Source organism: Clostridium saccharobutylicum DSM 13864 (assembly GCF_000473995.1).
Classification (GTDB): Bacteria; Bacillota; Clostridia; order Clostridiales; family Clostridiaceae; genus Clostridium; species Clostridium saccharobutylicum.
Map to the genome: position 1 here is coordinate 795,879 of NC_022571.1, position 25,261 is coordinate 821,139.

The window sequence follows — 25,261 nt, forward strand, 5'->3', positions numbered from 1 at the left end:
TTATCACATCCTCCTGATAAACAAACTATCCTTTAGATTAAACTTTGAAATATATCCTTTCGGTAAGTGAGCACATAAGTCTAATTTATAAGCCATCTATATTTATTTATACAAATTGAAGATTACCTTTTATTAGAAAAGCATTAATTTCTTCTTCATTGAGATATACATCTCCGATAAGTCCATGAGTTCTATAGAGCTCATTATAGTTATGAAAATCTGAGCCTGCAGTATAAAGAAGATTATTATCGTCAGCAAATTTTAAAAAATATTCAGTATCGTTTTCGGTATTACTAAAATATCTAGCTTCTAATCCATCAAAATCCATTTTTATTATATTTATAAAGTCTTGAGTTGATAGAAGAACTGGATGTGCTAAAACGACAGTGGCTCCAAAAAACCTAAGTATTTTAATACCTTCATGTACGAATAATCTATTACTCCTATAGTCATCATTTAAATACGTACCAAGAATTCTTTTTATTTCTGAAATTTTGTGGGTTTTAATATATTTCAATATTTCAATAAGAAGTTCATTTTTATATGAATTATCTTTAAAATATCCTAGAATATGAACTTTAGTGCTGTTATATCTGGTAGAGAGTTCAACACCGGGAATTACTTTAATTCCAATTTCATTACCGTATAAAATAGCTTCATCAATGCCTAATGTAGTGTTGTGGTCTGTTAAAGCAATAATATCAACATTTCGTTTTTTTGCGAGTAAAACAATCTCTTTAGAAGTACAATTTCCATCAGAAGCAATCGAGTGAATATGAAAATCTCCTTTTTTAAACATAATAAAATAACCTCTATATTAATTCTGTTACAAAGACTTTTTATAAAATATATAACCAATAAAATTTTAGAAGATAGTTAGAGTGATTATAATAAAATATTATATTATATTTTATGAGTTAAAAAATTATTTATAACTGTATTAGTTTTTATATTGCATAAAGCAAGAGAGGATGCATTATCAGGATTAGTTCCTTGAAGGTGTAGTATCTATAATTTTTGCAGGAATAATAATTATAATAAGTAAAAACAAAGCCACAAACTTTTAAGTTTGTGGCTTTATTTTACTTATTATTTATTACCTTATCTAAAAATTCTTTACATCTATCACTTGTTGGGTGTGTAAAGATTTCTTCTGGAGCACCTTCTTCTAAAATGTATCCTTTGTCCATAAATATAACTCTATCGGATACATCTCTAGCAAAGTTCATTTCATGTGTTACAACAACCATAGTCATTCCTTCTTGAGCTAGGTCTTTCATAACCTTAAGAACTTCACCAACCATTTCAGGGTCTAGAGCTGAAGTTGGTTCATCAAATAAAAGAATTTTTGGATTCATTTCAAGAGCTCTAGCAATTGCTACTCTTTGCTTTTGACCACCTGATAATGTATCAGGATAAACATCTTTCTTATCTTTTAATCCTACTTTATCTAATAAGCTAAGAGCTTTTTCAGTAGCTTCGGCTCTGTTCATTTTTTTCAATTCTAAAGGTGCTAAAAGCATGTTTTCTAAAACTGTTAGGTGTGGAAATAAATTAAATGATTGGAAAACCATACCTATGTTTTCTCTTAATTTATTTATATCCTTATTATTTACTAATTCTTCACCTAATATAGTTATACTACCAGATTGAATTTCTTCTAATCCATTTAAACATCTTAGAAATGTACTTTTTCCTGAACCTGATGGACCTATTATGCAAAGTACTTCACCTTCTGTTACTTCTACTGAAATATCTTTAAGTACTTCTAATGATCCATAGCGTTTTTTGAGATTTTTAGCGCTTATTGCCATAGCTTAATCTCCTTTCTATGTAGCCTGAGGCTATAGTTAATAGTGTTATTAATATAAAATACATTACAGCCATAATTGCATACATTTGAAGTGGTTTAAAGTTTCTTGCAATTATGATTTGTCCGCTTAATGTAAGTTCTCTTATACTTATTACTGATAAAATTGAAGTATCTTTTATTGTCACAATAAATTGATTTATTATAGATGGAATCATAATTTTAATAGCTTGTGGCAATATAACTTTTTTCATAGCTTTAGTGTAGCTAAGACCTAAGCATCTAGCTGCTTCCATTTGTCCATTATCTACAGCTTGTATTCCTGCTCTAAATATTTCAGCCATATAAGCAGAGGCGTTTATTGTTAAAGTTATTATTGCAGCTACCATTGGATCAAATTTTATGCTTAATGCTTGCCCAACTCCAAAGAACAGGAACAAGGCTTGAATCATAAGCGGAGTTCCTCTGATTATATATATGTAAACTGTTGCTATAGATTTTAGTATCTTAACTTTACTAATACTAAATATTCCTAAAATAATTCCTAGTATTACAGCTAGAATTAATGATATTACTGCAATCTCTACAGTTACAAGAAGTCCGCTTAATAAACTAGGCAAACTATCTTGTATTAATGATATAATTTCCATTATGTGCACTCCTTACTATTTGGCTATATATTCAGAAACAATTTCGTCATATTTTCCATTTTCCTTTAATTTTTTAAGTCCTTCATTAAATTTATCTAGTAGTTCCTTATTAGATCCTTTTTTAACAGCAAATCCATAATTTGCAGTATCTAGTTTTTGTCCTACCATTTTTAATGAAGTACCAGGATCAACTTTAATTTTATATGCAATAACAGGATAATCTTCTACTAAGAAATCAGCATTATTATTTTCTACTGCTTGGAACATTGATGGAGAATCATCAAAGTAGTTTAAAGTTAAATTATATTTATCTTTATTATCTTCTGCAAATTTAGATCCGGCAGTTCCTTTTTTTATTGAAGCTGATTTATTAGTTAAATCATTAACAGAATTTATTGAAGTATTATTTTTGTTAACTACAAGTGATAATCCAGATTCAAAATATGGATCAGAGAAATCTAAAGTTTGTTTTCTTGCATCTGTAATTGTAATAGCAGATATAGCACCATCTAATTGATTTGATACAAGTCCAGGAATGATTCCATTAAAGTCCATTGGCTTTAAGTCATATTCAAATCCTTCTTCTTTAGAAATTGCATCTAATAGTTCTACATCTATGCCTTTATAAGTTCCATTTTCTTCAATTGAAAATGGTGCAAATTTTGCATCACATGCAATAGTATATTTTTTATTATTATTTCCGCTTTTATTATCAGTACTTTGTCCACAGCCAGCTAACATTCCTATTGAAACGATTGATACTAATAAAACACTAAAAATTGATTTCTTCTTCATTATTATATGCCCCTTTACAAAATTATTTTTTTATAATATAAAAATTAATTGTTGTATATTTATTAATTTTTTTTTCAATTTACTAAACTTAAACTTAAATTTTTTTTTGTATTATGAAATTTATTATATAATTCAATTCAAAAACTGTCAATAATAGTATACATATAAAATAATTTTAATGACAGTAATTTTTATAGATGGTATCAATAATAATAATATATTATGCTACATTTTAGTTTTTAAAAATTATTTTTTATATAATATGAAATATGAATTGAAATGCATTACTTCCTTCATTATTTATTTATATTAATATTATAGAAAAAAACAATGCATAAATATGCAACAACGTGTGGTGAAAATAAATATATATAAATTTAAAATTAATTTATATATTTTCAATAGTTATATTTTATATTATTATGTGTGTTTTATTAACAAAATAAACTATGTAATATGATTTTATATAACTATAAAATTAATATTACATAGTCTATTTAGAGGAGAGTTTTATTTAGCGATGTATTGATCAACAATCTTATCGTATTGACCATTTTCTTTTATTTTCTTAAGTCCATCATTGAATTTATCTAATAATTCCTTGTTAGATCCTTTTTTAACAGCAAAACCATAATCAACATTTGTTAATTTATCTCCAGCGATTTTTAATTTTGAATTAGGGTCAACTTTAAGTTTATATGCGATAACAGGATAATCTTCTAATAAGAAATCACAGTTTCCATTTTCAACAGCTTGGAACATTGATGGAGAATCATCAAAGTAGTTTAAATTTAAACTATATTTCGATTGATTATCTTCAGCAAATTTAGCTCCAGCAGTTCCTTTTTTTAGAGAAGCAGATTTATTAGTTAAATCACTTTCTCCATTAATAGTAGTATTATTTTTATTAACAACTAGTGATAAACCAGACACAAAATATCCATCGGAGAAATCTAGAGATTGTTTTCTCTCATCTGTTATACTCATACCAGCTATTGCTCCATCTAATTGATTTGCTGTAAGTCCAGGAATAATTCCATTGAAATCCATTGGTTTTAATTCGTATTCAAATCCTTCTTCTTTGGCAACAGCATCAAGTACCTCTACGTCAATACCTTTATAAGTTCCGTTTTCTTCAAATGAAAATGGTGCATATTTTGCATCACATGCAATTACATACTTTTTGTTCCCATCATTTGTGTTTGAGCTTGAATTACCGCATCCGACAAGACTAAATGCTAATACACCTGTTAGTAAAACTGAAATTATTGATTTTTTCTTCATTTTTTTAAATCCCCCTTAAATAAGAATATGATAGAAGATGAAATAAGAATTTCATTTTTCATAATTTCTAAAATAGATATATTAATTATGAAAAATTTGAGTTTTATGTTTAAAAAATAAAAAAGAGTCCACAAACCTAGCTGATTTGCGAACTCCATTGTTCAAATCCTTGATTTAATAATACATAAATAATAATTAAAAGTCAAGAAAGATGTTAAATTTACATAATAAAAAAAGATTAGACCTTTTAAAATGATATTTTTTGAAAAAAATAATTCATTTTTATGAAATATATTGTTGATTAATTGCATAAAATTATGGTGAATAGTAAAAAATCACACAATTATTTAACAATAGAAATCATAAATGATTATGTGAATGTTGAATTTACTACTCACCACATTATATAAATAAAATTATGGGCTTTATACATAGGGATACAAATTAAAAAGTGGATTTGTAATTATAAATATATATTTACCAAACCAAATGTAGTCTCTATACTAGAAATCAAATACATTTTTGTGAAACAGACATTTGAAAATGAGTTGTGAAGTTTGTTAATAAGAGGTTGTTCTATTATTGCTTGTCCTTAACTTGCTTAAGGAGCATGCAGGAATAGGGCAATATCTTATTTAGAAACTTCCAACTAATTTTCATAGTCCTGTGGAACAAAAATGTATTTGATTTCGGTTAGCTATAACATAAGTCTAAATTGTTGAGAATTTATATATTGTTTTATGGTCATATTTTTCTCCAGCTTTAAGTATTGGAGATTTAAAATTACTACAGTTTATTGAATTAGGGAAGTATTGTGTTTCAAGACAAAATGCATTTCGCATATTATAAATAGCATTATCTTTTCCAATATCAGAGCCATCAAGAAAGTTTGCAGTATAAAATTGAACTCCAGGTTGTGTTGTATATACATCTAGAGAGATACCAGTATGTTCGCATATTGCCTTAGCAACTTTAGTTAATGGTGAATCTGTAGTGTTTAACACCCAATTATGGTCATAGCCATTTCCGAAAGTAATTTGCTCATAGTCACTATTAATATTTGCACCAATAGGAGTTAAAGTCCTAAAATCCATAGGAGTTCCATCTACATTTCTTATTTCTCCAGTAGGTATAGAATATTTATCGTTTACAGTAAACTTATCAGCATTAATCATTATCTTATGATTAAGAACATCACCAGATGAATGACCACATAAATTAAAATAAGAATGATTTGTAAGATTAATAATAGTATCTTTATCACTTGTTGCTTCATAGTGTAATTCTAATGAGTTATCTTCAGTTAAAATATATTTCACATTAACATTAAGATTTCCAGGATAACCTTCTTCACCATCAACACTTAAATAAGAAAGTTGTAATATATTATTTTTATCTTCAATTAACGTTGCATTCCAAAGTACTTTATCAAAGCCTTTTATTCCACCATGAAGGTGATTTGGTCCATTATTTGTAGCTAATTTATATTCCTTATCATTAAGTTTAAAAGTACCATATTGGATTCTATTAGCAAAACGTCCTACTAAGGCACCAAAATATTTATCACCTTTTAAATAGCCTTCTAAAGAATCATAACCTAAAACTACATCATGAAATTCACCATTTTTATCAGAAGTTAATAATGAAACAATTGTACCACCATAAGTGGAAACTTTAACTTCCATTCCATTATTATTTTTTAATGTATAAATATAAACCTCTTTTCCGTTAGGTAATAAACCGAATAAATTTTTTTCTATAGACATAATAAACACCTCACAATTAATATATATTGACTAATAGTATACGATTGCATAACATGTACATCAAAAGATGTATGTACAAGTATATTATAATACAATAGGTCTGTACATACAATTACTTACAGCAAATTAATTGAAAAATTCTGCTAGAGCAGATGAAAGAAAATAACGAGAAGAATATATTTAATAATTATTATATTTAAGAATTATTATGTTAAAATTATATTACAAATAATGGAAAAATAATTGTGATTATATGCATCTATGAGACAAGAAAGGAGGTAGTTATGTGGAAATTAATTATTGCAGATGATGAGCCTAAAATTAGAAGAGGCATTAGGAATATGATGAATTGGGAAAGTTATGATATAGAGATAATTGGTGAAGCAGAAGATGGGGAAATTGCTTTAGAGGTAATTAGTGAGAAAAAGCCTGATATTGTTCTATTAGATATTAATATGCCATTTATAAATGGATTAAATCTTTTGAAAAAGTTAAATAATTTAAATATTAAAAGTCTTGTGATAATAATAAGTGGATATGATGATTTTTCATATGTGCAAAGAGCATTACAGTTTAAAGTATTTGATTATATTTTGAAACCTGTAAATAAGAAGAATATGTCTGAAATAATATTAAAAGCAATTTGTAGGCTTGAAGAAATTAAAAGGGAAGAAAATTATAAAACATGGGTGAAAAAACAGTTAACTAACAACATAGACAAACTAAGAAAGACATTTTTTAGTGAATGGCTGGATAATAAATTAACTGATGATGAAGCGTTAGCTGAAATGAATTTTTTTAATATTAAATTTGAAGATAATATAGGAATTATAATTATAAAACTTATTGATAAAATGAATTTTGAAATAGTAAACAAAGATTGGAATGAAGATTTATTAGAATTTGCGATTTCAAACTTATTAAATGAAGAATTCAAAGATTTTAAAAATAAACTTATTTTTACAGATGATAAAAAAAATATTATATTAGTTGCTAATATAAATGAAACAGTAAATTGGATTAACACTGAGAAAAGGATACAAGTAGATATATCAAAATATTTAAAATGTAGTGCAATAGTTAAGCAAAAAGAAATATATGGTGGCATTTTAAAAGTAAAAAATGCTTATACTGATCTTATAAATACCATAAATGACGAAAAGAAATATAATCCTATTGTATTGTTTGCCATTAAATATATAGAAGAAAATTATTATTTAAATAATTTAAGTGTAAATGAAATTTCAAATAAATTAGAAGTAACATCCTCATATTTAAGCAAACTAATAAAAAAGGAAACAGGATTATCGTTTATAGATTACTTAACTAATGTGAGAATAAAACAAGCTATGTGCATTATGAGAGATCCTATAGTTAAGATTTATGATGTTGCTGAATTAGTTGGATATAGCAATCAGCATTATTTTTGTAGAGCTTTTAAAAAAATTGTTGGAGTTTCTCCCACAGAATATAAGAGAGGGCGATAATAATGAAGAAGAAAAGAATTATAATATTTATGATAATAGTTACAATTTTTTTATGTATGATTACTTTTCTTATAATAAAGCTATATGAATCAAAAATGAAAGAAAAAGATACATTTGTTATTGGAATGTCTCAAGCAAACTTATATGAACCATGGAGAATAGCTATGAATAAGGAAATTTCAGAGGAAGCTAAAAAACATAATAATGTAAAAATAATTTATAAGGATGCTGGAGGAGATTCTGAAAAGCAAAAAAAAGATATACAGGATTTAATTAATTTTGGAGCAAATTTATTAATAGTATCAATAAATGACTCTAAAGAATTAACTCCAGCTGTTAAGAAAGCGTATGAATCAATACCAGTAATAGTATTAGATAGAGCTGTTGAAGGTTATGATTATACGCTTTATATAGGTTCAGATGCAAAATCAATAGGAGTACAAGCAGGCGAGTTAGTAAATCAATTGACAGGTACAAGTAATATGAAGATTATAGAGGTACAAGGTATGCTTAATTCTATTACAGATGAAGAAATAACCAATGGATTTAAAGATTCAATTGGAAAAAATAGAAATATAACTATAGATAGAACTATTGTTGGAGATTGGCAAAAGAGTGAAACTCAAGATAAAATTGAAAATATTCTGAAGGATGATACAAATATAAATTTAATTTTTGCACATAGTGACTATATGGCATTAGGTGCATATTATGCAGCTCAAAACGTAGGAGATAAAAATATAAAGATAATAGGTGTGGATGGGCTGGAAGGACATGAAAATGGAATACATCTGGTTAAAAATGGACAGCTCGAAGGAACATTTACTTGTAAGACTGGAGGGAAAGAAGCAGTACAATATGCAGTAAAAATATTAAAAAAGAAAGAGGAAATTCCTAAAAAAATTTTATTAGAATGTAATAAAATTACTAAGAAAACTTTAAATTAATAACATATACTTTGCATAAATAATTTAAGCCACATTTAAAAAATAACAAGTTGATTTTGATGAAATTTTGAACTTGTTATTTTATTTTATGAATCTAAGATTAAGAGCTAAAAAGTATACAAAAGTTCTAAATTGTGCAAATACAATTTGGAGTTATAAATATATAATAGATTTATGAAAACGAAAACATAGTATGGGGGGATTAGTAATGAAATTTAAAAAGATGATGGCATTGGTAGCTAGCACAGTTTTATGTGTAGGAATGCTTGCAGGATGTGGAAGTACAAGCTCTAGTACAGGATCTCAATCAACAAGTAGTAAATCAGATAAAAAGGTAATTGGTTTTGCACAAGTTGGTGCAGAAAGCGGTTGGAGAACAGCAGAAACTGATTCAATTAAATCAATCCCAACTTTAGATTCAAATTTCGATTTAAAATTCTCTGATGGTCAACAAAAACAAGAAAATCAAATTAAAGCAATAAGATCATTTATTGCACAAAAGGTAGACTTAATTGCCTTAGATCCAGTTGTTGAGACAGGATGGGATACTGTATTGCAAGAAGCTAAAGATGCTAAAATTCCAGTAGTAATTGTTGATAGAAATGTAACAGTTTCTGATGATTCACTTTATAAATGCTTTTTAGGTTCAGATATGGAAGAGGAAGGGAAAAAGGCAGCTCAGATTGTAATTGATCAATTTGGTAAGGATGCAAAACTTAATATAGCTGAACTTCAAGGAACTGTTGGATCAACTGCAATGGTTGGAAGACAAAAAGGATTTAATGAAACTATAAAAGATTGTCCAAATTATAAGATAGTAAAATCACAAACAGGTGACTTTACTCGTGCAAAAGGTAAAGAAGTAATGGAAGCTTTCTTAAAATCAGATGGAGATAATATAAATGTATTATGGTCTCATAATGATGATATGGCTGTTGGTGCTATTCAAGCTATAGAGGAATATGGAAAACAACCAGGTAAAGATATATTTATAGTTTCATGTGATGGTATTAAAGATATGTTCCAATTAATGGCTGATGGTAAATCAAATGCAATTGTTGAATGTAACCCATTGCTTGGACCTCAATTATTAGAAGTGTCTAAAGATATACTAGATGGTAAAGATGTTGAAAGATCTATAAAGTCTAAAGAAAGCCAATTCTTACAAAAGGATGCAGCAACTGAATTACCTAATAGACAATATTAATATAGATATCCAAAATATAAATCATATTTATGCGATAGTTAACCGAAATTCCATACATTTTTGTTCCACAGAGCCATGAAATTTTCACTGAAATGTTCTAAATACAAGGTTGTGCCCATTTTTGCATGCTCCTAATATAAAAGCTCAAAGAGAAAGTTCGAATAACGAAATGTAAAATTTCGATTCTCACTTTTAGGACAAGCAAGAAAATGGTACAACCTTGTACTAAGAACCTTCACAGTTCAATTTCAATGCCTGTTTCACAAAAATGTATGTAATTTCTAGTATGGAAACACATTCTAATTATAAGTCTAATCTTAGATTGGATATCTATAACATTAAGCAATATAAGAGCTGGACATTAAGTTCAAGCTCTTATATTTAAAGTTTAAAAGTACGTACATGTTAATACATATTCATTAAAGTAAAGGGAGGGGTATAAATGAATGATTCGGATATAATTCTAGAAATGAAAGGCATAAGTAAGGTTTTTCCAGGGGTTAGAGCACTTTCAAATGTTGATTTTACTCTTAGAAAAGGCGAAATTCATACACTTATGGGTGAAAATGGAGCTGGTAAATCAACTTTAATAAAAGTATTAACTGGAGTTTATGAAATAGATGAAGGTGAAATTATACTAAGAGGAAAAAATATAAAAATTTCATCTACACAAGAGGCACAAGGTTATGGAATAAGTACTGTTTATCAAGAAGTTAATCTGTGTCCCAATTTAACAGTTGCTGAAAATATATATATTGGTCGTCAGCCAATGAAATCTGGATTAATAAATTGGAAGAAAATAAATGTAGATGCAGAAAAATTGCTTAAGGAAAGACTTAATTTAAACATAGATGTAAAAAAAGCATTAAATAATTATTCTGTTGCAGTACAACAGATGGTAGCAATTGCAAGAGCAGTAGACATTTCTAAAGGAATATTAATTCTTGATGAACCAACATCAAGTTTAGATGATAATGAAGTAAAACAATTGTTCAAAATTATGAAAAAATTTAGAGAAGAAGGAATGTCAATAATATTCGTTACTCACTTCTTAGATCAAGTATATGAAGTTTCAGATAAGCTTACAGTACTTAGAAATGGTGAATTAGTTGGTACTTATGATGCAGATAAACTTTCTAGAATAGATTTAGTTTCTAAAATGATAGGTAAGGATTATGGTGAAATTGAAAAGAGCACACGAACTAAAAAAGAAACTAGTAATGCAAAAAGAGAAAATTTAATTGTAACAAAAAGCTTTGGAAGGGCTGGGACAATAAATCCATTTAATATAGAAATTAAAAAAGGGGAAATACTTGGTTTTGCAGGACTTTTGGGATCAGGCAGAAGCGAATGTGCAAGAGCAATTTTTGGTATAGATAAATCTACGACTGGTAATATAACCATTGGTGGAAAAACTTATTCATATATTTATCCTAAAAAAGCAATAGAAGAAGGCATGGGATTTTGCCCAGAGGATAGAAAAGCAGAAGGTATAGTTGGAGATTTAACAATAAGGGAAAATATAATTTTAGCATTACAAGGTAATAAAGGCATATTCAAATATATACCAATGAAGAAACAACAGGAAATTGCTAAAAAATATATAGATTTGCTTAAAATAAAAACTCCAAGTATGGAACAAAAAATTAGCAATTTAAGTGGTGGTAATCAACAAAAAGTGATTTTGGCTAGATGGCTGGCAACAGAACCGGATTTTTTAATTTTAGATGAGCCAACTAGAGGAATAGATATTGGAGCAAAAGGTGAAATAACTGAACTTATATTAAAATTGGCTAAACAAGGTATGACTATATTGTTTATTTCTTCAGAATTACCAGAAGTGGTTAAGTGTTGTGATAGAGTAATAGTATTAAGAGATAGAAATGTTATAGGTGAATTAGTTGGAGATGAAATAGAAGAAGCAAATATTATGAAAACTATAGCAGGGGAGGCAATTTAGATGGAATCTAAAAAGGAAAATGGTATTTTTCTTAAATTTTATAGTTCAAAAATATTTTGGCCAGTAATAAGTTTGATAGTACTTCTTTTATTCAATTTCATTATGACACCAGGTTTTTTAAGCATAACAATGAAAGATGGTCATTTGTTTGGAAATACAATAGATATATTAAATCGTTCAGCGCCGCTTATTCTTATATCTATAGGGATGACTCTTGTAATTGCGACTCAGGGAATTGATATTTCAGTAGGATCAATAATAGCTATAAGTGCGGCACTTTCAGCAACAGTTATAGTTGATGGTGGATCTGTTTTTTCAGCTGTACTTATAGGCATAGCTGCAGGCTTGCTATGTGGAATATGGAATGGATTTTTAGTTTCGTATATTGGTGTTCAACCAATGGTAGGAACATTGATTCTTTATATTGTTGGAAGAGGAATTGCACAATTGATCACAGGTGGTCAAATATTAACTTTCACAAATAAAGATTTTATATTTATAGGAACTGGGTATGTATTGCTGCCAGTAGCTATCTTTATTGCACTCATAGTAGCATTAATCATGTATTTTTTAATTAGAAGAACTGCATTAGGATTATTTATTGAATCTATAGGTGTTAATGGTAATTCTTGTAAGTTTGCTGGAATTCAATCTAAGAGAGTTGTATTTTCACTTTATGTAATATGTGGGATACTTGCTGGAATAGCTGGTATAATTTTATGTTCAAATATAAAAAGTGCAGATGCTAATAATGTTGGCTTATGGCTAGAACTTGATGCAATATTAGCAACAGTTATAGGGGGAACTTCTATGGCTGGAGGTAGATTTTATCTTGGAGGGACTGTAGTTGGTGCATTATTTATTCAAACTTTAACAACTACAATTTATAGTTTAGGAGTACCACCAGAAATCACACAAGTGGTTAAAGCTATAGTTGTTATAGTTGTTTGTATAATTCAATCTCCTGAATTTAGAAAAATGATTAATGTAAAGAAAAACAATAAGGTGAATGTAAAAGAAAAAGAGGTGATTGGAGCATGAATAAATCAATAGAAAAAAAGTCAAAGTTTAGGATAAATAAAGATTACATTTCAATTTATGCAACAATAGCTTTATTTATATTATTATTTTTAATTGGTTCAGTTTTATATGATGGTTTTTTATCAATACAAGTATTTTCTAATCTATTTATAGATAATGCTTATCTTATAGTTGTAGCGATTGGTGAAGCAGTAGCAATATTAACTGGAGGAATAGATCTTTCAGTTGGAGCTATGATAGCATTTGTGAGTATGATTACTGCAAGTTTACTTCAAAAGGGAGTAAATCCTTTTCTAGTAATGATAATAGTTCTTTTAGTTGGAATAGTATTCGGAACAGTTCAAGGTATATTGATTCAAAAATTCAATTTACATCCATGGATAGTAACTTTAGCAGGTATGTTCTTTGCAAGAGGTTCCAGTTATATTATAAGTATAGATACAATCATAATTGATAATCCTGTATTTAGTAAAATATCATCATATAGAATATCGATATTTCCTGGTGCATTTATATCAATTAATGTGGTTGTGAGTTTAATAGTATTAGCAGCAGCTGTTTATATGTTAAAGTTCACTAAGTTTGGAAGGACAGTATATGCAATTGGTGGAAATGAAAATTCAGCAAAATTAATGGGATTGCCAGTTGAAAAGACAAAAATACTTGTGTATACATTCTCAGGTTTTTGTTCATCATTAGGTGGATTGCTATTTACAATATATACACTTTCAGGATATGGATTGCATTGTAATGGTATGGAGATGGATGCAATCGCAGCGTGTGTAATAGGTGGTATATTGCTAACAGGAGGAAGCGGAAATATTATAGGACCATTATTTGGAGTACTCACAACAGGGATTATTCAAAGCCTTATAATGTTTGATGGAACTTTGAATTCATGGTGGACTAAAATAGCGGTTGGTATGTTATTGTTTATATTTATAGCATTGCAAAGAATTATTGTTATTAGAGATGAAAAGAGAAAAGTAACATCAAGTTAATAATGAATATATGAATTAAGATAAAGAGTATATTTTTTATGCCTTAAGGCACATTCAAAAAATAACAAGTCCATCTGTCAAGCCTATTTTTCATCAGAGGAAGCTCGACTCGCATACGCTCACTGAGTAAGCGATTCACACCAAATCAATTTTTTATGAGGTTAACTCACAAATGAGTTAACTAAGTTCAAGAAACCAAATCATAGATTTGGACTTTCGCTTATCTGCTCATCAGCGGATTCCTCTAATAGCCAGCTATGAGACAAATCCACTTCCTTGCCTGATGCAAAATAATCATGGCATTTTGGACTTGTTATTTTCTTTCATGTGCGTAAAAGAGTGTATGGATTTAAAATGAGATCCTACACTTTTTTTATAGCATAATAATGGAAAAAGTTGAATTTATATCAAAACCGTGGAAAAATATAAATAAAGATATATTTCAATATTGAGTTGTGTATAATGTTTAACATTATCATTGAGGGGGACAAATTGAAAAGAATAAAAACTTACTTAATGAATAAAAGCATAGGGTATAAACTTATATTTTATTTTTTTATAGTAATTTTAGGATTAATAATAACAATAACTACTTTAGGAAATTTATTATATAAAGAATCTATAAACCATTCTCAAAATGAAAATACCAATCAAATAATAAAACAAATTAATAATGGTATTGATGTTTATATTAAAAATACAGAAAATATTATTAATTATATGTCGACAGATCCTAGAATATTAAATTTTTTTCAAGAGAATAAAGATGAGGAAGTTTCAATAGATGATGAAGCATACAAGTCAATATATAGATTTACAAAGTTTAACCCTGAAATTGCTGGAATAATGATTGTAAATGTTAAAGGTGGATATGTTAGTGATGTTATGAATAAGGTTTCAAAAGATTCGTTAACTAATGAACAATGGTATTTAAAAGCATATAACGAACCTAAAACAATACATTTATTCACCAAACCCATAGGAAGGAACATAAATAATATATTTCAATATTCTGCAGATGAAGTTTTTTCTGTTTCTAAGGCTGTTATAGATCCTATAAGTAAGGATATTAAAGGAGTAATTCTTATTGATATAAAATTAGATATTATTAAGGAAGTTATTGAGAATGCAAAACCAGGAACAGCAGGCTTTATATATATTTTGGATGATAAGAACGATATAGTATATACTCCCATAAACAAAATTGTATATAGAATTAAAGATGAGTGGATAGATGGTATAGATAATAAAGTAGCAATAAAAAATATTGATGGGGACAATTATCAACTAACAAAGAGTGTTTCTGATTATACAGGCTGGCAGACTATAGGCGTATTTCCTGAAAGCGAAGGTTTAAGAGTTATAAAATATATAAGATATTATTCTATAATAATAGGTATAATAGCATTAATTATTGCTGAAATATTAGTTATAATTTTCACAAAATCTATAGTTAATCCAATTCTAAAACTAAAGAAGCTTATGAAAAAAGCACAAGAAGGAGATTTAACAGTATCATTTAATTCGAAATATAATGATGAAATAGGAGAACTTGGCGGTTCATTTAATAATATGGTTAAAGAAATAAATAATCTTATTAATTTAGTTCATATAGAAGAGAAAAAGAAGAGAATAGCTGAAATGAACGTTTTACAGGCTCAAATAAAACCACATTTTATGTATAATACATTGGACACAATACGTTGGATGGCAGAAGAACATAATGAAGATGACATAGTAGAAATAATAGAAGCATTTACTAATTTGTTAAGAATAAGTTTGAGTAAAGGTAAGGAAATAATAACTGTTAAAGAAGAATTAAAGCATATAGAAGGTTATTTGACAATACAAAAAATAAGATATGAAGACAAACTTAACTATAAAATTGAATTTGATGAAAATATATTAGACTATAAGTTAACAAAATTGATATTGCAGCCTTTAATAGAGAATTCAATTTATCATGGGATTAAAGAAAAAAGAGGTGTTGGAAATATAATTATAATTGGTAAAGTTAAAGATGAAATGCTTTATTTTTCTGTATCTGATAACGGGAAAGGAATTGATAAACAGCTATTAAATAAGATTAATAATGATTTATTAAATCGTAAAATTAATGATAATAAAATAGGATACGGGATTTTTAATGTAAATGAAAGAATACAAATCATGTATGGAAAGAAATATGGTTTAACTTATAAAAGTATTTATGGAGAAGGTACGATTGTAGAGGTGAGACATCCTATAATACAATAAGAAATATATAATCTAACACGCTGCATATTGAGTGCGTGGTGAAAATAGAACGTGAATGAGCTACCATCTCCATAAAATATACATTTAAAAATTATAGATATTAATTTAGAAAACATTTTCTATATTTTAATGTTATTCAATTAAGAAGTGTATATGCAATAATGAAATCAAACGGTTTCTGATTTTTAGCATATTGATGAAAATACTAATAAAAATCAATTGAAAACGTTAAAAAAAGGTATTGCATTATAAAAAAATATTTGATAGAATTAATTTATTGATAGGAAACGTTTTCTATTTAAGCGTAAATGTTTTCTACCGAAAAGAAAGTATATGGGGGAGGAAATAAAAATGAAACAAAGAATTTCATATGCATTAGGTGCATTTGGCCATGACATTTATTACGCAACATTATCAACATATTTCATGATTTTTGTTACGAAATCTATGTTTACTGGAGCACCAAAGGATGTTCAAGGAAAAATGATAGCATTAGTTACTACATTAGTTGTAGCAATAAGGTTAATTGAAATTGTATTCGATCCAATTATTGGAGGAGTTATAGACAATACTAAATCGAGATGGGGTAAATTCCGTCCATGGCTTTGCATTGGTGGAACAGTCAGTGCAGTCTGCTTGGCAATGTTATTTACTAATTTCTTTGGTTTAGCTACAAGTAATCAAACTTTATTTACAATTCTTTTTGTAATTGTTTTCGTTATTTTAGATTGCACATATTCATTTAAAGATATCGCATTTTGGTCAATGATACCTGCACTTAGCGAGAACTCAAGTGAACGTGGAAAATTAGCAACATTTGCTCGTTTCGCTTCATCATTAGGAGCAAATGGAACAACGCTTGCAGTAGTGCCTATAGTTTCATTTTTTACATTATTTATTAGTGGACACCCTGGTCAGGAAGCTAGTGGATGGTTTGCCTTTGGTCTTATAGCAGCAGTAATTTATGGTGTTACAAGTTGGATAGCAGCATTTGGAACAAAAGAGAAGGATAGTGTCTTGCGTAAACAAAGTGAAAAGACATCAATTAAAGATATATTCAGTGCGCTTGTTAAAAATGATCAATTAATGTGGTTAGCATTAGCATATATGTTATTTGCTGTTGCATATGTAGCTACGACAGCAGTATTGATGCTTTATTTCCAATATGTAATCGGCAACATTGCAGCATTCTCAGTTGTAGGTATTGTATCTGCAGTTTGCGGTATTATAGCAGTTCCTATATTCCCAGTTATAACTAAATTTATTTCTAGAAAATACGTTTATGTTTTAGGCATAGTATCAATGTTAATCGGATATGTATTTCTTTCTATGTCATCAGCAAGTTCTATGACACTTATTGTTATAGGTTTGGTATTCCTTTACTTCCCATACCAATTGATTTTCTTATCAGTGCTTATGACACTAAGTGATGCAGTTGAATATGGACAATGGAAAAATGGAGTTCGTAATGAAGCAGTAACATTATCACTTCGTCCTCTATTAGATAAAATAGCAGGTGCATTATCAAATGGAATCTTAGGTTTTATATCAGTGACTTGCGGTATGATTGGAAATGCACAGGCAAGTGATATAACAGCTAAAGGTATTACAACATTTAAAATGTATTCGTTTTATTTACCAGCAGCATTAATGATTATTTCAGCTATTATATTTTTAATTAAAATCAAATTAACAGAAGAAAAGCATGCTCAAATAGTAAAAGAATTAGAAGCAACATTATAAAATTATGTGGCTGCCACACTAAAAATAGTATATTTTTTAGTGGGACAGCCATATTTAAATTATGATGCTTTTTAGACACATTCAAAAAAATAACAAGTCCATATGCCAAGTATATTTTTCATCGTGACATTTTGGACTTGTTATTTTTTTATGATCCCTATGCAAAAGTTACTTAAACATATAACTTTTTAAGTACTATTGAATATAGTTTTTAAGAACGATAATATAAGATTTTCGAGCAGTAAGGTTTGCTTACAGAATTTCATGATAAAATATTTAATGTGTTGATTGATAGAATATAGGTCTTTAATCAATGCGTTTTTTGTTTATGAGATGAGAAATGTAGGATTTTGTATTTAAATTGATGTCTTTAGTTTAAGATAGTATAATTACATATGTAATGATAATTATAAAATGGACATATATATGAAATGGCATAAGTGATGATTACACCCCAAATGGAAATAATAATACATATAAAATGAGGTCATTCTATTACTTTTGAAAAACAAGTTAATAAATTAAAGTGAAAAATTGGCTAATCACACGTGTGATAATAAGTACAACATGAGATTAGGCATATGAAAATAAATAACAAGTCCCAAGTTGCAGTGGATGTTTTTAATTAAGCAAATATAATTGTTATTTTTTGAATATGACCTAAAGAGATATACGAAGGGAATGATTTATAATGATAAAGCTTATAGCATCAGATATGGATGGAACATTATTAAATTCAAATCATGAGATAGATAAAGAAACTGTAATGGCAATAAATAAGGCAGAAGAGGCTGGAATAATATTTGCTATTTCAACAGGAAGAGAATATGACAATGTTGAGCCGCTTCTTAAAGTAAATGATATAAGATGCCAATGTGTGCTTATGAACGGTGCAGAATATAGAGATGAAGATGGAAACATATTAGAAGTAATCAACATAGAACAAAGTGTAGCAACAAAAATTATAAATATATTACAAGATGCTAAAGTATCTGCACGTATATTTACAAATAGAGGAATATACACTACAGATACTAAAGAGGAAGCATTGAAAGAAATGACTTATAGGACTAAATCATTTAATCCATCATTAACGTTAGAAGAAGCTATTGAAATTGCTAAAGAGCAGCCATACTTTGTGCAACTTAAGTATATAAGTGATTTAAATGAATTTATGAATAGTGATATAGAAATAAGAAAATTTGTAGCTTTTCACAATGATATAGAGTTGATAAACAAAATGAAAAGAGTTATAGGAGAAATCGAGGGACTTGCAGTATCTTCTTCATTTGAAGACAATATAGAAATAACTCATATAACAGCTCAAAAAGGAATTATATTAGCAAAGGTAGCAAAAGAGATGGGCTTGAAGAGAGAAGAAGTTATGGTTATAGGGGATAGTTTTAATGATTATTCTATGTTTGAAGAATTTACAGAATCAGTTGCAATGGGAAATGCTATACCAGAAATAAAAGAAGTAGCAAAATATATTACAGATACTAATACAAATTTAGGTGTTGCAAAAGCAATCTATAATGTTTTAGAAGGAAAATATTAACATAGATAAACAACTTGAAATTTCGAGTTATGGTGTAACTAACCGAAAGAAGCTATATTCTTTTTCTCGGTTGCTATATAATTCAGCTGTGGATTTCTAACAGCAGAAGTTGTTCTATTCCTGCATGCTCCTCAAGCAAGTTGATGACAAGCAGGAATAGAACAACTTCTACTGAAGAAATGCCTACAGCCGAATTATAAATGCAACACTCCGAAAAAGAATACAGCTTCTTTCTAGTTGGGATACATTACAAAGGATAAATATAATTTATAGTTTGTTTATCTATAATTAGGAGGCACAATGTAGCATTTGCTCTAAAATGGAGAACGAGAAAATAATATAGATGGTATAATAAGCGTACTTAGGGAGACATGGTATAGTTAGTATCAAGGATTTTAATATGAATGCTTTTAAAATATTTAAGAATTAAAGATACATTAAGAGGATTTGCATTTTTTTGATCAATATAATTCTATATATTAAATATGAAAATAGATATGTGTTTGAACACTTTAATATATAAATTAAAAAATCTAAGGAAATATTAAATTATTGATGTAGTATGTGATAAAGTGAATTTTATTACTATAATTATTTAATAAGAACATGAATTTATAAGAGTCTATCAAGTACAAAATTTTAAGTAAAATATTTATTTTTAATAAAATTGTAACGTAATAATGCTTGCTTAGAAATTGATGATTATTAATAAAATTATATGTATTTATTTTTTTACTATTTATTGGATTTTTATTTTGAAATGTACTTAATATCAGAAAGAAATGGTGCTCTTTTGTGGAGGGTTACATGGAGAAAATAATTGTAGGATTTCTTCAGCCGAAGTTGTTCCATTCTTGCTTGTCATTAACTTGTTTAAGGAACATGTAAGAATGGATACAACTTTCTGCTGTTAGAAATCCACAGTTATTTTCTCTAGTAACCGGAACAAAAGAGCACCATTTTTTTCGGTAAGTTACCACATAAATTTAAATTTTAGCTATCTATTTCCAAGCAACACTAGCAAATTTTAATTCATTCTTGAAAGTTGAAAGTTTAGTATCATTATTTATTAGTACACATTCAATACCAACCATATCAGCCCAGTCTACTAGTTGTTCTTCTGTAAGTGCAAATGAGAAACTTGTATGGTGAGCACCGCCAGCAAGAATCCAAGCTTTAGCACCTTCTTTTAATGAAGGTTGTGGTTTCCAAAGAACACTTGCTACAGGTAAATTAGGCATGTCCTCTTTCATTTCAACAGCATCAACACTATTAACAATTAGACGGAATCTATTACCAAGATCTATTAATGATGCAGCAACAGCAGGACCAGAAGCTCCTTTAAATACCAAACGAGCAGGATCTTCTTTGTCACCAATTCCTAAAGGATGAACTTCAATAACTGGTTTTGTTCCAGCTAATGTTGGACAAACTTCAAGCATATGTGCTCCAAGAATCAATCCGTTGTCAGAATCAAGATTGTAAGTATAGTCTTCCATTAAGCCTGTACCTTTACCATTTGCCATAATTTTCATAGCTCTAATTAATGCAGCAGTTTTCCAATCACCTTCAGCACCAAAACCATATCCTTCAGCCATTAAATGTTGAACTGCAAGGCCAGGAAGTTGTTTCATTCCATGTAATGCTTGGAAGTTTGTTGTGAAAGCAGTATAACCACCTTTATCTAAGAAAGTTTTTAAACCGATTTCAATTTTAGCTTGTTCACGAATTGATTCAACAGGTGCATTAGGATCTATATCATATAAATCAGAATATACAGACATAAGGCTGCTGATTTGATCTTCAGTTACTTTATCTATAGACTCAACTAAATCTCCAACTCCGTAATAATCAATAGTCCAACCAAATTTAATTTCAGCTTCAATTCTATCACCATCAGTTACAGCAACATCTCTCATATTATCGCCAAAACGAGCAACTTTTATTGTACGGCCTTCAGTTACAGCAACAGCTGATGGCATCCATTTAGCTATATCATCAGCAACAGAAGCATCTGTCCAGTGACCAACTACTATTTTACGAGGTATATCAAGTCTAGCTCCAATATATCCAAATTCTCTATCTCCGTGAGCTGCTTGGTTTAAGTTCATGAAGTCCATATCAATTGTACCCCAAGGAATTTCTTTGTTAAATTGAGTATGAAGATGAAGTAATGGCTTTCTAAGTTCAGTTAATCCATGAATCCACATCTTAGCTGGTGAGAAAGTATGCATCCAAGTAATTATTCCAGCACAGTTTTCATCGTTATTAGCATCATTACATACTTTTCTAATTGAAGAAGAATCAGTAGCAACTGTTTTGAAAACGATTTTATAAGGTAGATTTTTAGTATTTAAACCTTCAACAATTATTTTTGTGTTATCAGATACTTGATCTATTACTTCAGGGCCATATAGAGGTTGACTTCCTGTAACAAACCAGAATTCGTAATTTTTAACATTTAACATTTAACATTCCTCCTACATATATAAAATATTTATTTTTATTAAGTATACCTTTTCATAAGTACAAACAAGCTTTGCTGTATGTACAAGTTTATTATAATATAATAATGTTGTGCATACAAGATGTAAAATGAAAAATAATAATAATATTTTTTTGTAGCAAAGATTATTATTAGTTAAAATTATGTGAAGGCAAGCTTGTTGTAAGGTTCTTTCATGTGCTTTATATTGAATAAGAAGATTAAAGATCTTAAAAATATATTATATATATTAAAGTAGATAGCTAAATAAATTGAGAAAAAACTATTGATATATAAAAAAAATAGATATATAATCAAATCAGCAAGTGCGTACAAATGCTTAGAGCTTTATTATAAAAATTAATTTTCTAATAAAGCTCTAAGAATCTATCGCATAGTTATTTGATGGAAGTAGTTGAGAGAAATGAAAGAAGCTGAGACGAAGCATGAAATTATAGAAAAATACTACATCAGCCTAATAGAAGAAAACAAGGTTTCAGCAGGAGACCAATTACCTTCTGAAAATGAAATAGCCAACTTATTTAATGTAAGTAGACATACAGTAAGGCAAGCACTTACTTATTTGGTACAAGAAGGCTGGATATATAAAGAAAGAGGAAAAGGAAGCTTTTTCTCCAACAAGAAAAGCAATGAAACTAAGAAAAATGTTGCAGTTCTTACAACTTATATATCTGATTATATTTTTCCTAAAATTATATCAGGTATAGAGGAAGAACTAAGACGCAAGGGATATAACTTATTACTATTCAATAGTAATAATGACATTCAAAATGAAAGAAAATGTTTTGAAGATATTATAAATCAAGATATAGCAGGACTGATAGTTGAACCTGCGCAAAGTACGATAAACAACCTTCATCATGATAGTATTAAGAAATTAGAAAAGAACAATATAAAATACATTGCAATAAATGCTAACTGTGATGAAGAAAATTCTGCGTATATTGTAGTTGATGATGAACAAGGTGGGTATAAATTAACAAGTTATTTGTTAGAACTTGGTCATAGAAATATAGCTGCATTATTTAAAGCGGATGATTTACAAGGTGAAAAAAGAAGAAGAGGTTACATAAAGTCTCTTAAAGAATATAATTTAAGTTTTAACAAGAATATAGTAGGAGAATATATAACTGATAATGAAGAAATGTATATAGATCAGTTTACGAAAAAGATTTTAAATCTCGAAGAAAGACCAACTGCAATTGTTTGTTATAATGATAAGGTTGCTTTGAGAGTAATAGATAATTGTAGAAAAGATAATATAAGAATACCAAAAGATTTATCAATAGTAAGTTTTGATGATTCTAGTTTAGCGGTTTCATCAGATATTAAGCTTACAACAATAAAGCATCCAAAAGAGGACATGGGGATAAGGGCTGCTAAGTGTATTATAGATATGATTGAGGGAAGAATAGACAAGCCTCAATATACATATGATGCTGAACTTATTGTTAGGGATTCTTGTTCTAGAGTTTAAATTTTATCTTTGCTTTAGACGACTTGATTAAAGGCTACTGAGGTACATAAAAATAAATAACAAGTCTAAAATATCCATGGTAAATGGGCTTATTATTTATTTTCATGTACCTGAAGTAAAGGTGAATTTAATTATATATACATTAGATTTTATTTTTTTTATGTACACTTGTACGTACATATATACAACAAGGAGGTAGGGGTGTTTAAATGTTAGAGAAATTAAAAGAAAAAGTTTATGAAGCTAATATGGAACTTCAAAGAAAGGGTCTTGTAATTTATACTTGGGGTAATGTTAGTGAAATTGATAGAGAAACTGGATTAGTAGTAATAAAACCAAGTGGTGTTGATTATGATACTATGAAACCAGAAGATATGGTAGTTGTAGATTTAGAAGGAAATATAGTAGAAGGAGAGTATAAACCTTCAACTGATACTCCAACTCATTTAGTTATGTATAAAACTTACCTTAATATTGGAGGTGTTGTTCATACACATTCAGAGTGGGCAACAACATTTGCTCAAGGAGGAATGTCTATACCAGCTTTTGGGACAACTCATGCAGATTATTTTTACGGCGACATTCCTTGTACTCGTGATTTAACAGATGAAGAAATTAGTGGAGAATATGAAAAAGAAACAGGAAATGTAATCGTTGAGACTATTGGAGATAAAGATCCACTAGAAATCCCTGCTATTATTGTTAAAAATCATGGCCCATTTGCGTGGGGCAAAGATGGTAATTCAGCAGTTTACAACGCAGTTGTCCTAGATAAAGTTGCTGAAATGGCATATAAAACAATGACATTAAACAAAGATGTAAAACCAGTTAAACAATATTTATTAGACAAGCATTACCTTAGGAAACATGGAGCTAATGCTTATTATGGGCAAAAATAAAAAAGTATATGTAATAAAAAGGGAAATAAGTATTTAAATAGAATTATAACTAATGTGGAGCTTAAACAGCAAATTGAAATTATATATAGTAATTTCAATAAGATTATGTTAATAAGATAAAATTAAAAAATAAATTAAAGGGATGGGAGAGATAAAGAAATGAAATTTTTCTTAGATACAGCAAATGTTGAATACATCAGAGAGGCAAATGAAATGGGAGTGATATGTGGTGTTACTACTAATCCTTCATTAGTTGCTAAAGAGGGCAGAGATTTTAATGAAGTTATAAAAGAAATAACTGAAATAGTTGATGGGCCAATTAGTGGAGAAGTCATAAGCGAAGATGCAGCAGGCATGATAAAAGAAGGAAGAGAGATTTCTGCTATTCATAGAAATATGATTGTAAAGATTCCAATGACAGCTGAAGGACTTAAAGCAGTTAAGGTTTTGTCAAAAGAAGGAATTAAAACTAATGTTACTTTAATTTTTTCAGCTACTCAAGCTTTACTTGCAGCTAATGCAGGAGCCGCTTATGTAAGTCCATTCTTAGGAAGAATAGATGATATTTCAATGGATGGAATGGAATTAGTTAGAACAATTGCAGAAATATTCGCAGTACATGGTATAGAAACAGAAATTATTGCTGCCAGTGTAAGAAATCCTATTCATGTTATACAAGCAGCACAAGCAGGAGCTGATATAGCTACAGTTCCTTATAATTTAGTTATGCAAATGCTAAAACATCCATTGACTGATCAAGGTTTAGAAAAATTTAAAGCTGATTGGGCTGCTGCATTTGGAAAATAAGTATAATGTACATTTAAATTATATTTAGTAATAAGATTAACTAACTGTAACTAATTGTATATGTTGT

The 25,261-nt window shown here is 28.5% G+C and carries 19 protein-coding genes; 12 read left to right on the forward strand and 7 right to left on the reverse strand.

Annotated features, from left to right (window positions below; translation table 11 throughout):
- Positions 1 to 106: 106 nt before the first annotated feature.
- The 6 genes from CLSA_RS03615 to CLSA_RS03640 all read right to left on the reverse strand — a co-directional run bounded on the left by CLSA_RS03615 (position 107) and on the right by CLSA_RS03640 (position 6,305).
- On the reverse strand, positions 107 to 799 hold the full coding sequence (locus tag CLSA_RS03615) for a PHP domain-containing protein (RefSeq protein WP_022744041.1): 693 nt from the start codon (positions 797 to 799) through the stop codon (positions 107 to 109).
- Between the two features lie 283 nt (positions 800 to 1,082).
- The gene (locus CLSA_RS03620; protein ID WP_022744042.1) at positions 1,083 to 1,814 is read right to left on the reverse strand and encodes an amino acid ABC transporter ATP-binding protein; all 732 of its coding nucleotides are present in this window, start codon (positions 1,812 to 1,814) and stop codon (positions 1,083 to 1,085) included.
- Positions 1,798 to 2,460, reverse strand: a complete 663-nt coding sequence (locus CLSA_RS23560; RefSeq protein WP_022744043.1) for an amino acid ABC transporter permease — start codon at positions 2,458 to 2,460, stop codon at positions 1,798 to 1,800. Before CLSA_RS23560 ends, CLSA_RS03620 begins: the two co-directional genes overlap by 17 nt.
- A 15-nt stretch (positions 2,461 to 2,475) precedes the next feature.
- Positions 2,476 to 3,255 carry a transporter substrate-binding domain-containing protein gene (locus tag CLSA_RS23565; RefSeq protein WP_022744044.1) on the reverse strand — a complete coding sequence of 260 codons (780 nt, stop codon included), beginning with the start codon at positions 3,253 to 3,255 and terminating at the stop codon, positions 2,476 to 2,478.
- Positions 3,256 to 3,765: 510 nt separating this feature from the next.
- Entirely contained in the window at positions 3,766 to 4,539 is a 774-nt protein-coding gene (locus CLSA_RS03635) for a transporter substrate-binding domain-containing protein (RefSeq protein ID WP_022744045.1), read from the reverse strand.
- Between the two features lie 710 nt (positions 4,540 to 5,249).
- On the reverse strand, positions 5,250 to 6,305 hold the full coding sequence (locus CLSA_RS03640; protein ID WP_022744046.1) for an aldose epimerase family protein: 1,056 nt from the start codon (positions 6,303 to 6,305) through the stop codon (positions 5,250 to 5,252).
- Between the two features lie 284 nt (positions 6,306 to 6,589).
- Between CLSA_RS03640 and CLSA_RS03645 the strand changes: the two genes are divergently transcribed.
- The 9 genes from CLSA_RS03645 to CLSA_RS03685 all read left to right on the forward strand — a co-directional run bounded on the left by CLSA_RS03645 (position 6,590) and on the right by CLSA_RS03685 (position 19,505).
- Positions 6,590 to 7,792 (forward strand): response regulator transcription factor, encoded by a 1,203-nt coding sequence (locus CLSA_RS03645; RefSeq protein ID WP_022744047.1) that lies wholly within the window; start codon positions 6,590 to 6,592, stop codon positions 7,790 to 7,792.
- Positions 7,793 to 7,794: 2 nt separating this feature from the next.
- Positions 7,795 to 8,739, forward strand: coding sequence for a substrate-binding domain-containing protein (locus CLSA_RS03650; RefSeq protein ID WP_022744048.1), 945 nt, complete (start codon positions 7,795 to 7,797; stop codon positions 8,737 to 8,739).
- Between the two features lie 208 nt (positions 8,740 to 8,947).
- Positions 8,948 to 9,946 (forward strand): ABC transporter substrate-binding protein, encoded by a 999-nt coding sequence (locus tag CLSA_RS03655; protein ID WP_022744049.1) that lies wholly within the window; start codon positions 8,948 to 8,950, stop codon positions 9,944 to 9,946.
- A 442-nt stretch (positions 9,947 to 10,388) separates the two neighbouring features.
- Complete coding sequence (locus CLSA_RS03660) at positions 10,389 to 11,906, forward strand: sugar ABC transporter ATP-binding protein (RefSeq protein ID WP_022744050.1); 1,518 nt, start codon at positions 10,389 to 10,391, stop codon at positions 11,904 to 11,906.
- On the forward strand, positions 11,907 to 12,947 hold the full coding sequence (locus CLSA_RS03665) for an ABC transporter permease (protein WP_022744051.1): 1,041 nt from the start codon (positions 11,907 to 11,909) through the stop codon (positions 12,945 to 12,947).
- Positions 12,944 to 13,948 (forward strand): galactofuranose ABC transporter, permease protein YjfF, encoded by a 1,005-nt coding sequence (gene yjfF / locus CLSA_RS03670; protein WP_022744052.1) that lies wholly within the window; start codon positions 12,944 to 12,946, stop codon positions 13,946 to 13,948. The genes CLSA_RS03665 and yjfF overlap by 4 nt, the downstream gene beginning before the upstream one ends.
- Positions 13,949 to 14,440: 492 nt before the next feature.
- On the forward strand, positions 14,441 to 16,204 hold the full coding sequence (locus CLSA_RS03675) for a cache domain-containing sensor histidine kinase (protein WP_022744053.1): 1,764 nt from the start codon (positions 14,441 to 14,443) through the stop codon (positions 16,202 to 16,204).
- A gap of 351 nt (positions 16,205 to 16,555) precedes the next feature.
- A complete protein-coding gene (locus CLSA_RS03680) occupies positions 16,556 to 17,947 on the forward strand; it encodes a glycoside-pentoside-hexuronide (GPH):cation symporter (RefSeq protein WP_022744054.1) in 1,392 nt (463 codons plus the stop codon).
- 691 nt (positions 17,948 to 18,638) lie between these two features.
- Entirely contained in the window at positions 18,639 to 19,505 is an 867-nt protein-coding gene (locus CLSA_RS03685) for a Cof-type HAD-IIB family hydrolase (protein ID WP_022744055.1), read from the forward strand.
- Between the two features lie 1,001 nt (positions 19,506 to 20,506).
- On the opposite strand, the gene araA is transcribed toward CLSA_RS03685, so the two are convergent.
- Entirely contained in the window at positions 20,507 to 21,973 is a 1,467-nt protein-coding gene (gene araA, locus CLSA_RS03690; protein ID WP_022744056.1) for an L-arabinose isomerase, read from the reverse strand.
- A 441-nt stretch (positions 21,974 to 22,414) separates the two neighbouring features.
- On the opposite strand from araA, the gene CLSA_RS03695 reads away from it, so the two are divergent.
- The 3 genes from CLSA_RS03695 (at position 22,415) to fsa (ending at position 25,194) form a co-directional block, all read left to right on the forward strand.
- Positions 22,415 to 23,488 (forward strand): GntR family transcriptional regulator, encoded by a 1,074-nt coding sequence (locus CLSA_RS03695; RefSeq protein ID WP_022744057.1) that lies wholly within the window; start codon positions 22,415 to 22,417, stop codon positions 23,486 to 23,488.
- Between the two features lie 209 nt (positions 23,489 to 23,697).
- Positions 23,698 to 24,387, forward strand: coding sequence for an L-ribulose-5-phosphate 4-epimerase (locus CLSA_RS03700; protein WP_022744058.1), 690 nt, complete (start codon positions 23,698 to 23,700; stop codon positions 24,385 to 24,387).
- Positions 24,388 to 24,546: 159 nt separating this feature from the next.
- Positions 24,547 to 25,194 (forward strand): fructose-6-phosphate aldolase, encoded by a 648-nt coding sequence (fsa, locus tag CLSA_RS03705; protein ID WP_022744059.1) that lies wholly within the window; start codon positions 24,547 to 24,549, stop codon positions 25,192 to 25,194.
- Positions 25,195 to 25,261: the final 67 nt, after the last annotated feature.

Bases quoted from the DNA above. Each gene is read 5' to 3' on its own strand.
- CLSA_RS03655 (WP_022744049.1), top strand. From the start codon at position 8,948: ATGAAATTTAAAAAGATGATGGCATTGGTAGCTAGCACAGTTTTATGT.
- CLSA_RS23560 (WP_022744043.1), bottom strand. From the start codon at position 2,460: ATGGAAATTATATCATTAATACAAGATAGTTTGCCTAGTTTATTAAGC.
- CLSA_RS23565 (WP_022744044.1), bottom strand. From the start codon at position 3,255: ATGAAGAAGAAATCAATTTTTAGTGTTTTATTAGTATCAATCGTTTCA.
- yjfF (WP_022744052.1), top strand. From the start codon at position 12,944: ATGAATAAATCAATAGAAAAAAAGTCAAAGTTTAGGATAAATAAAGAT.
- CLSA_RS03640 (WP_022744046.1), bottom strand. From the start codon at position 6,305: ATGTCTATAGAAAAAAATTTATTCGGTTTATTACCTAACGGAAAAGAG.
- CLSA_RS03645 (WP_022744047.1), top strand. From the start codon at position 6,590: ATGTGGAAATTAATTATTGCAGATGATGAGCCTAAAATTAGAAGAGGC.
- CLSA_RS03665 (WP_022744051.1), top strand. From the start codon at position 11,907: ATGGAATCTAAAAAGGAAAATGGTATTTTTCTTAAATTTTATAGTTCA.
- CLSA_RS03650 (WP_022744048.1), top strand. From the start codon at position 7,795: ATGAAGAAGAAAAGAATTATAATATTTATGATAATAGTTACAATTTTT.
- CLSA_RS03695 (WP_022744057.1), top strand. From the start codon at position 22,415: ATGAAAGAAGCTGAGACGAAGCATGAAATTATAGAAAAATACTACATC.
- CLSA_RS03620 (WP_022744042.1), bottom strand. From the start codon at position 1,814: ATGGCAATAAGCGCTAAAAATCTCAAAAAACGCTATGGATCATTAGAA.
- CLSA_RS03615 (WP_022744041.1), bottom strand. From the start codon at position 799: ATGTTTAAAAAAGGAGATTTTCATATTCACTCGATTGCTTCTGATGGA.
- araA (WP_022744056.1), bottom strand. From the start codon at position 21,973: ATGTTAAATGTTAAAAATTACGAATTCTGGTTTGTTACAGGAAGTCAA.
- CLSA_RS03700 (WP_022744058.1), top strand. From the start codon at position 23,698: ATGTTAGAGAAATTAAAAGAAAAAGTTTATGAAGCTAATATGGAACTT.
- CLSA_RS03635 (WP_022744045.1), bottom strand. From the start codon at position 4,539: ATGAAGAAAAAATCAATAATTTCAGTTTTACTAACAGGTGTATTAGCA.
- CLSA_RS03660 (WP_022744050.1), top strand. From the start codon at position 10,389: ATGAATGATTCGGATATAATTCTAGAAATGAAAGGCATAAGTAAGGTT.
- fsa (WP_022744059.1), top strand. From the start codon at position 24,547: ATGAAATTTTTCTTAGATACAGCAAATGTTGAATACATCAGAGAGGCA.
- CLSA_RS03685 (WP_022744055.1), top strand. From the start codon at position 18,639: ATGATAAAGCTTATAGCATCAGATATGGATGGAACATTATTAAATTCA.
- CLSA_RS03680 (WP_022744054.1), top strand. From the start codon at position 16,556: ATGAAACAAAGAATTTCATATGCATTAGGTGCATTTGGCCATGACATT.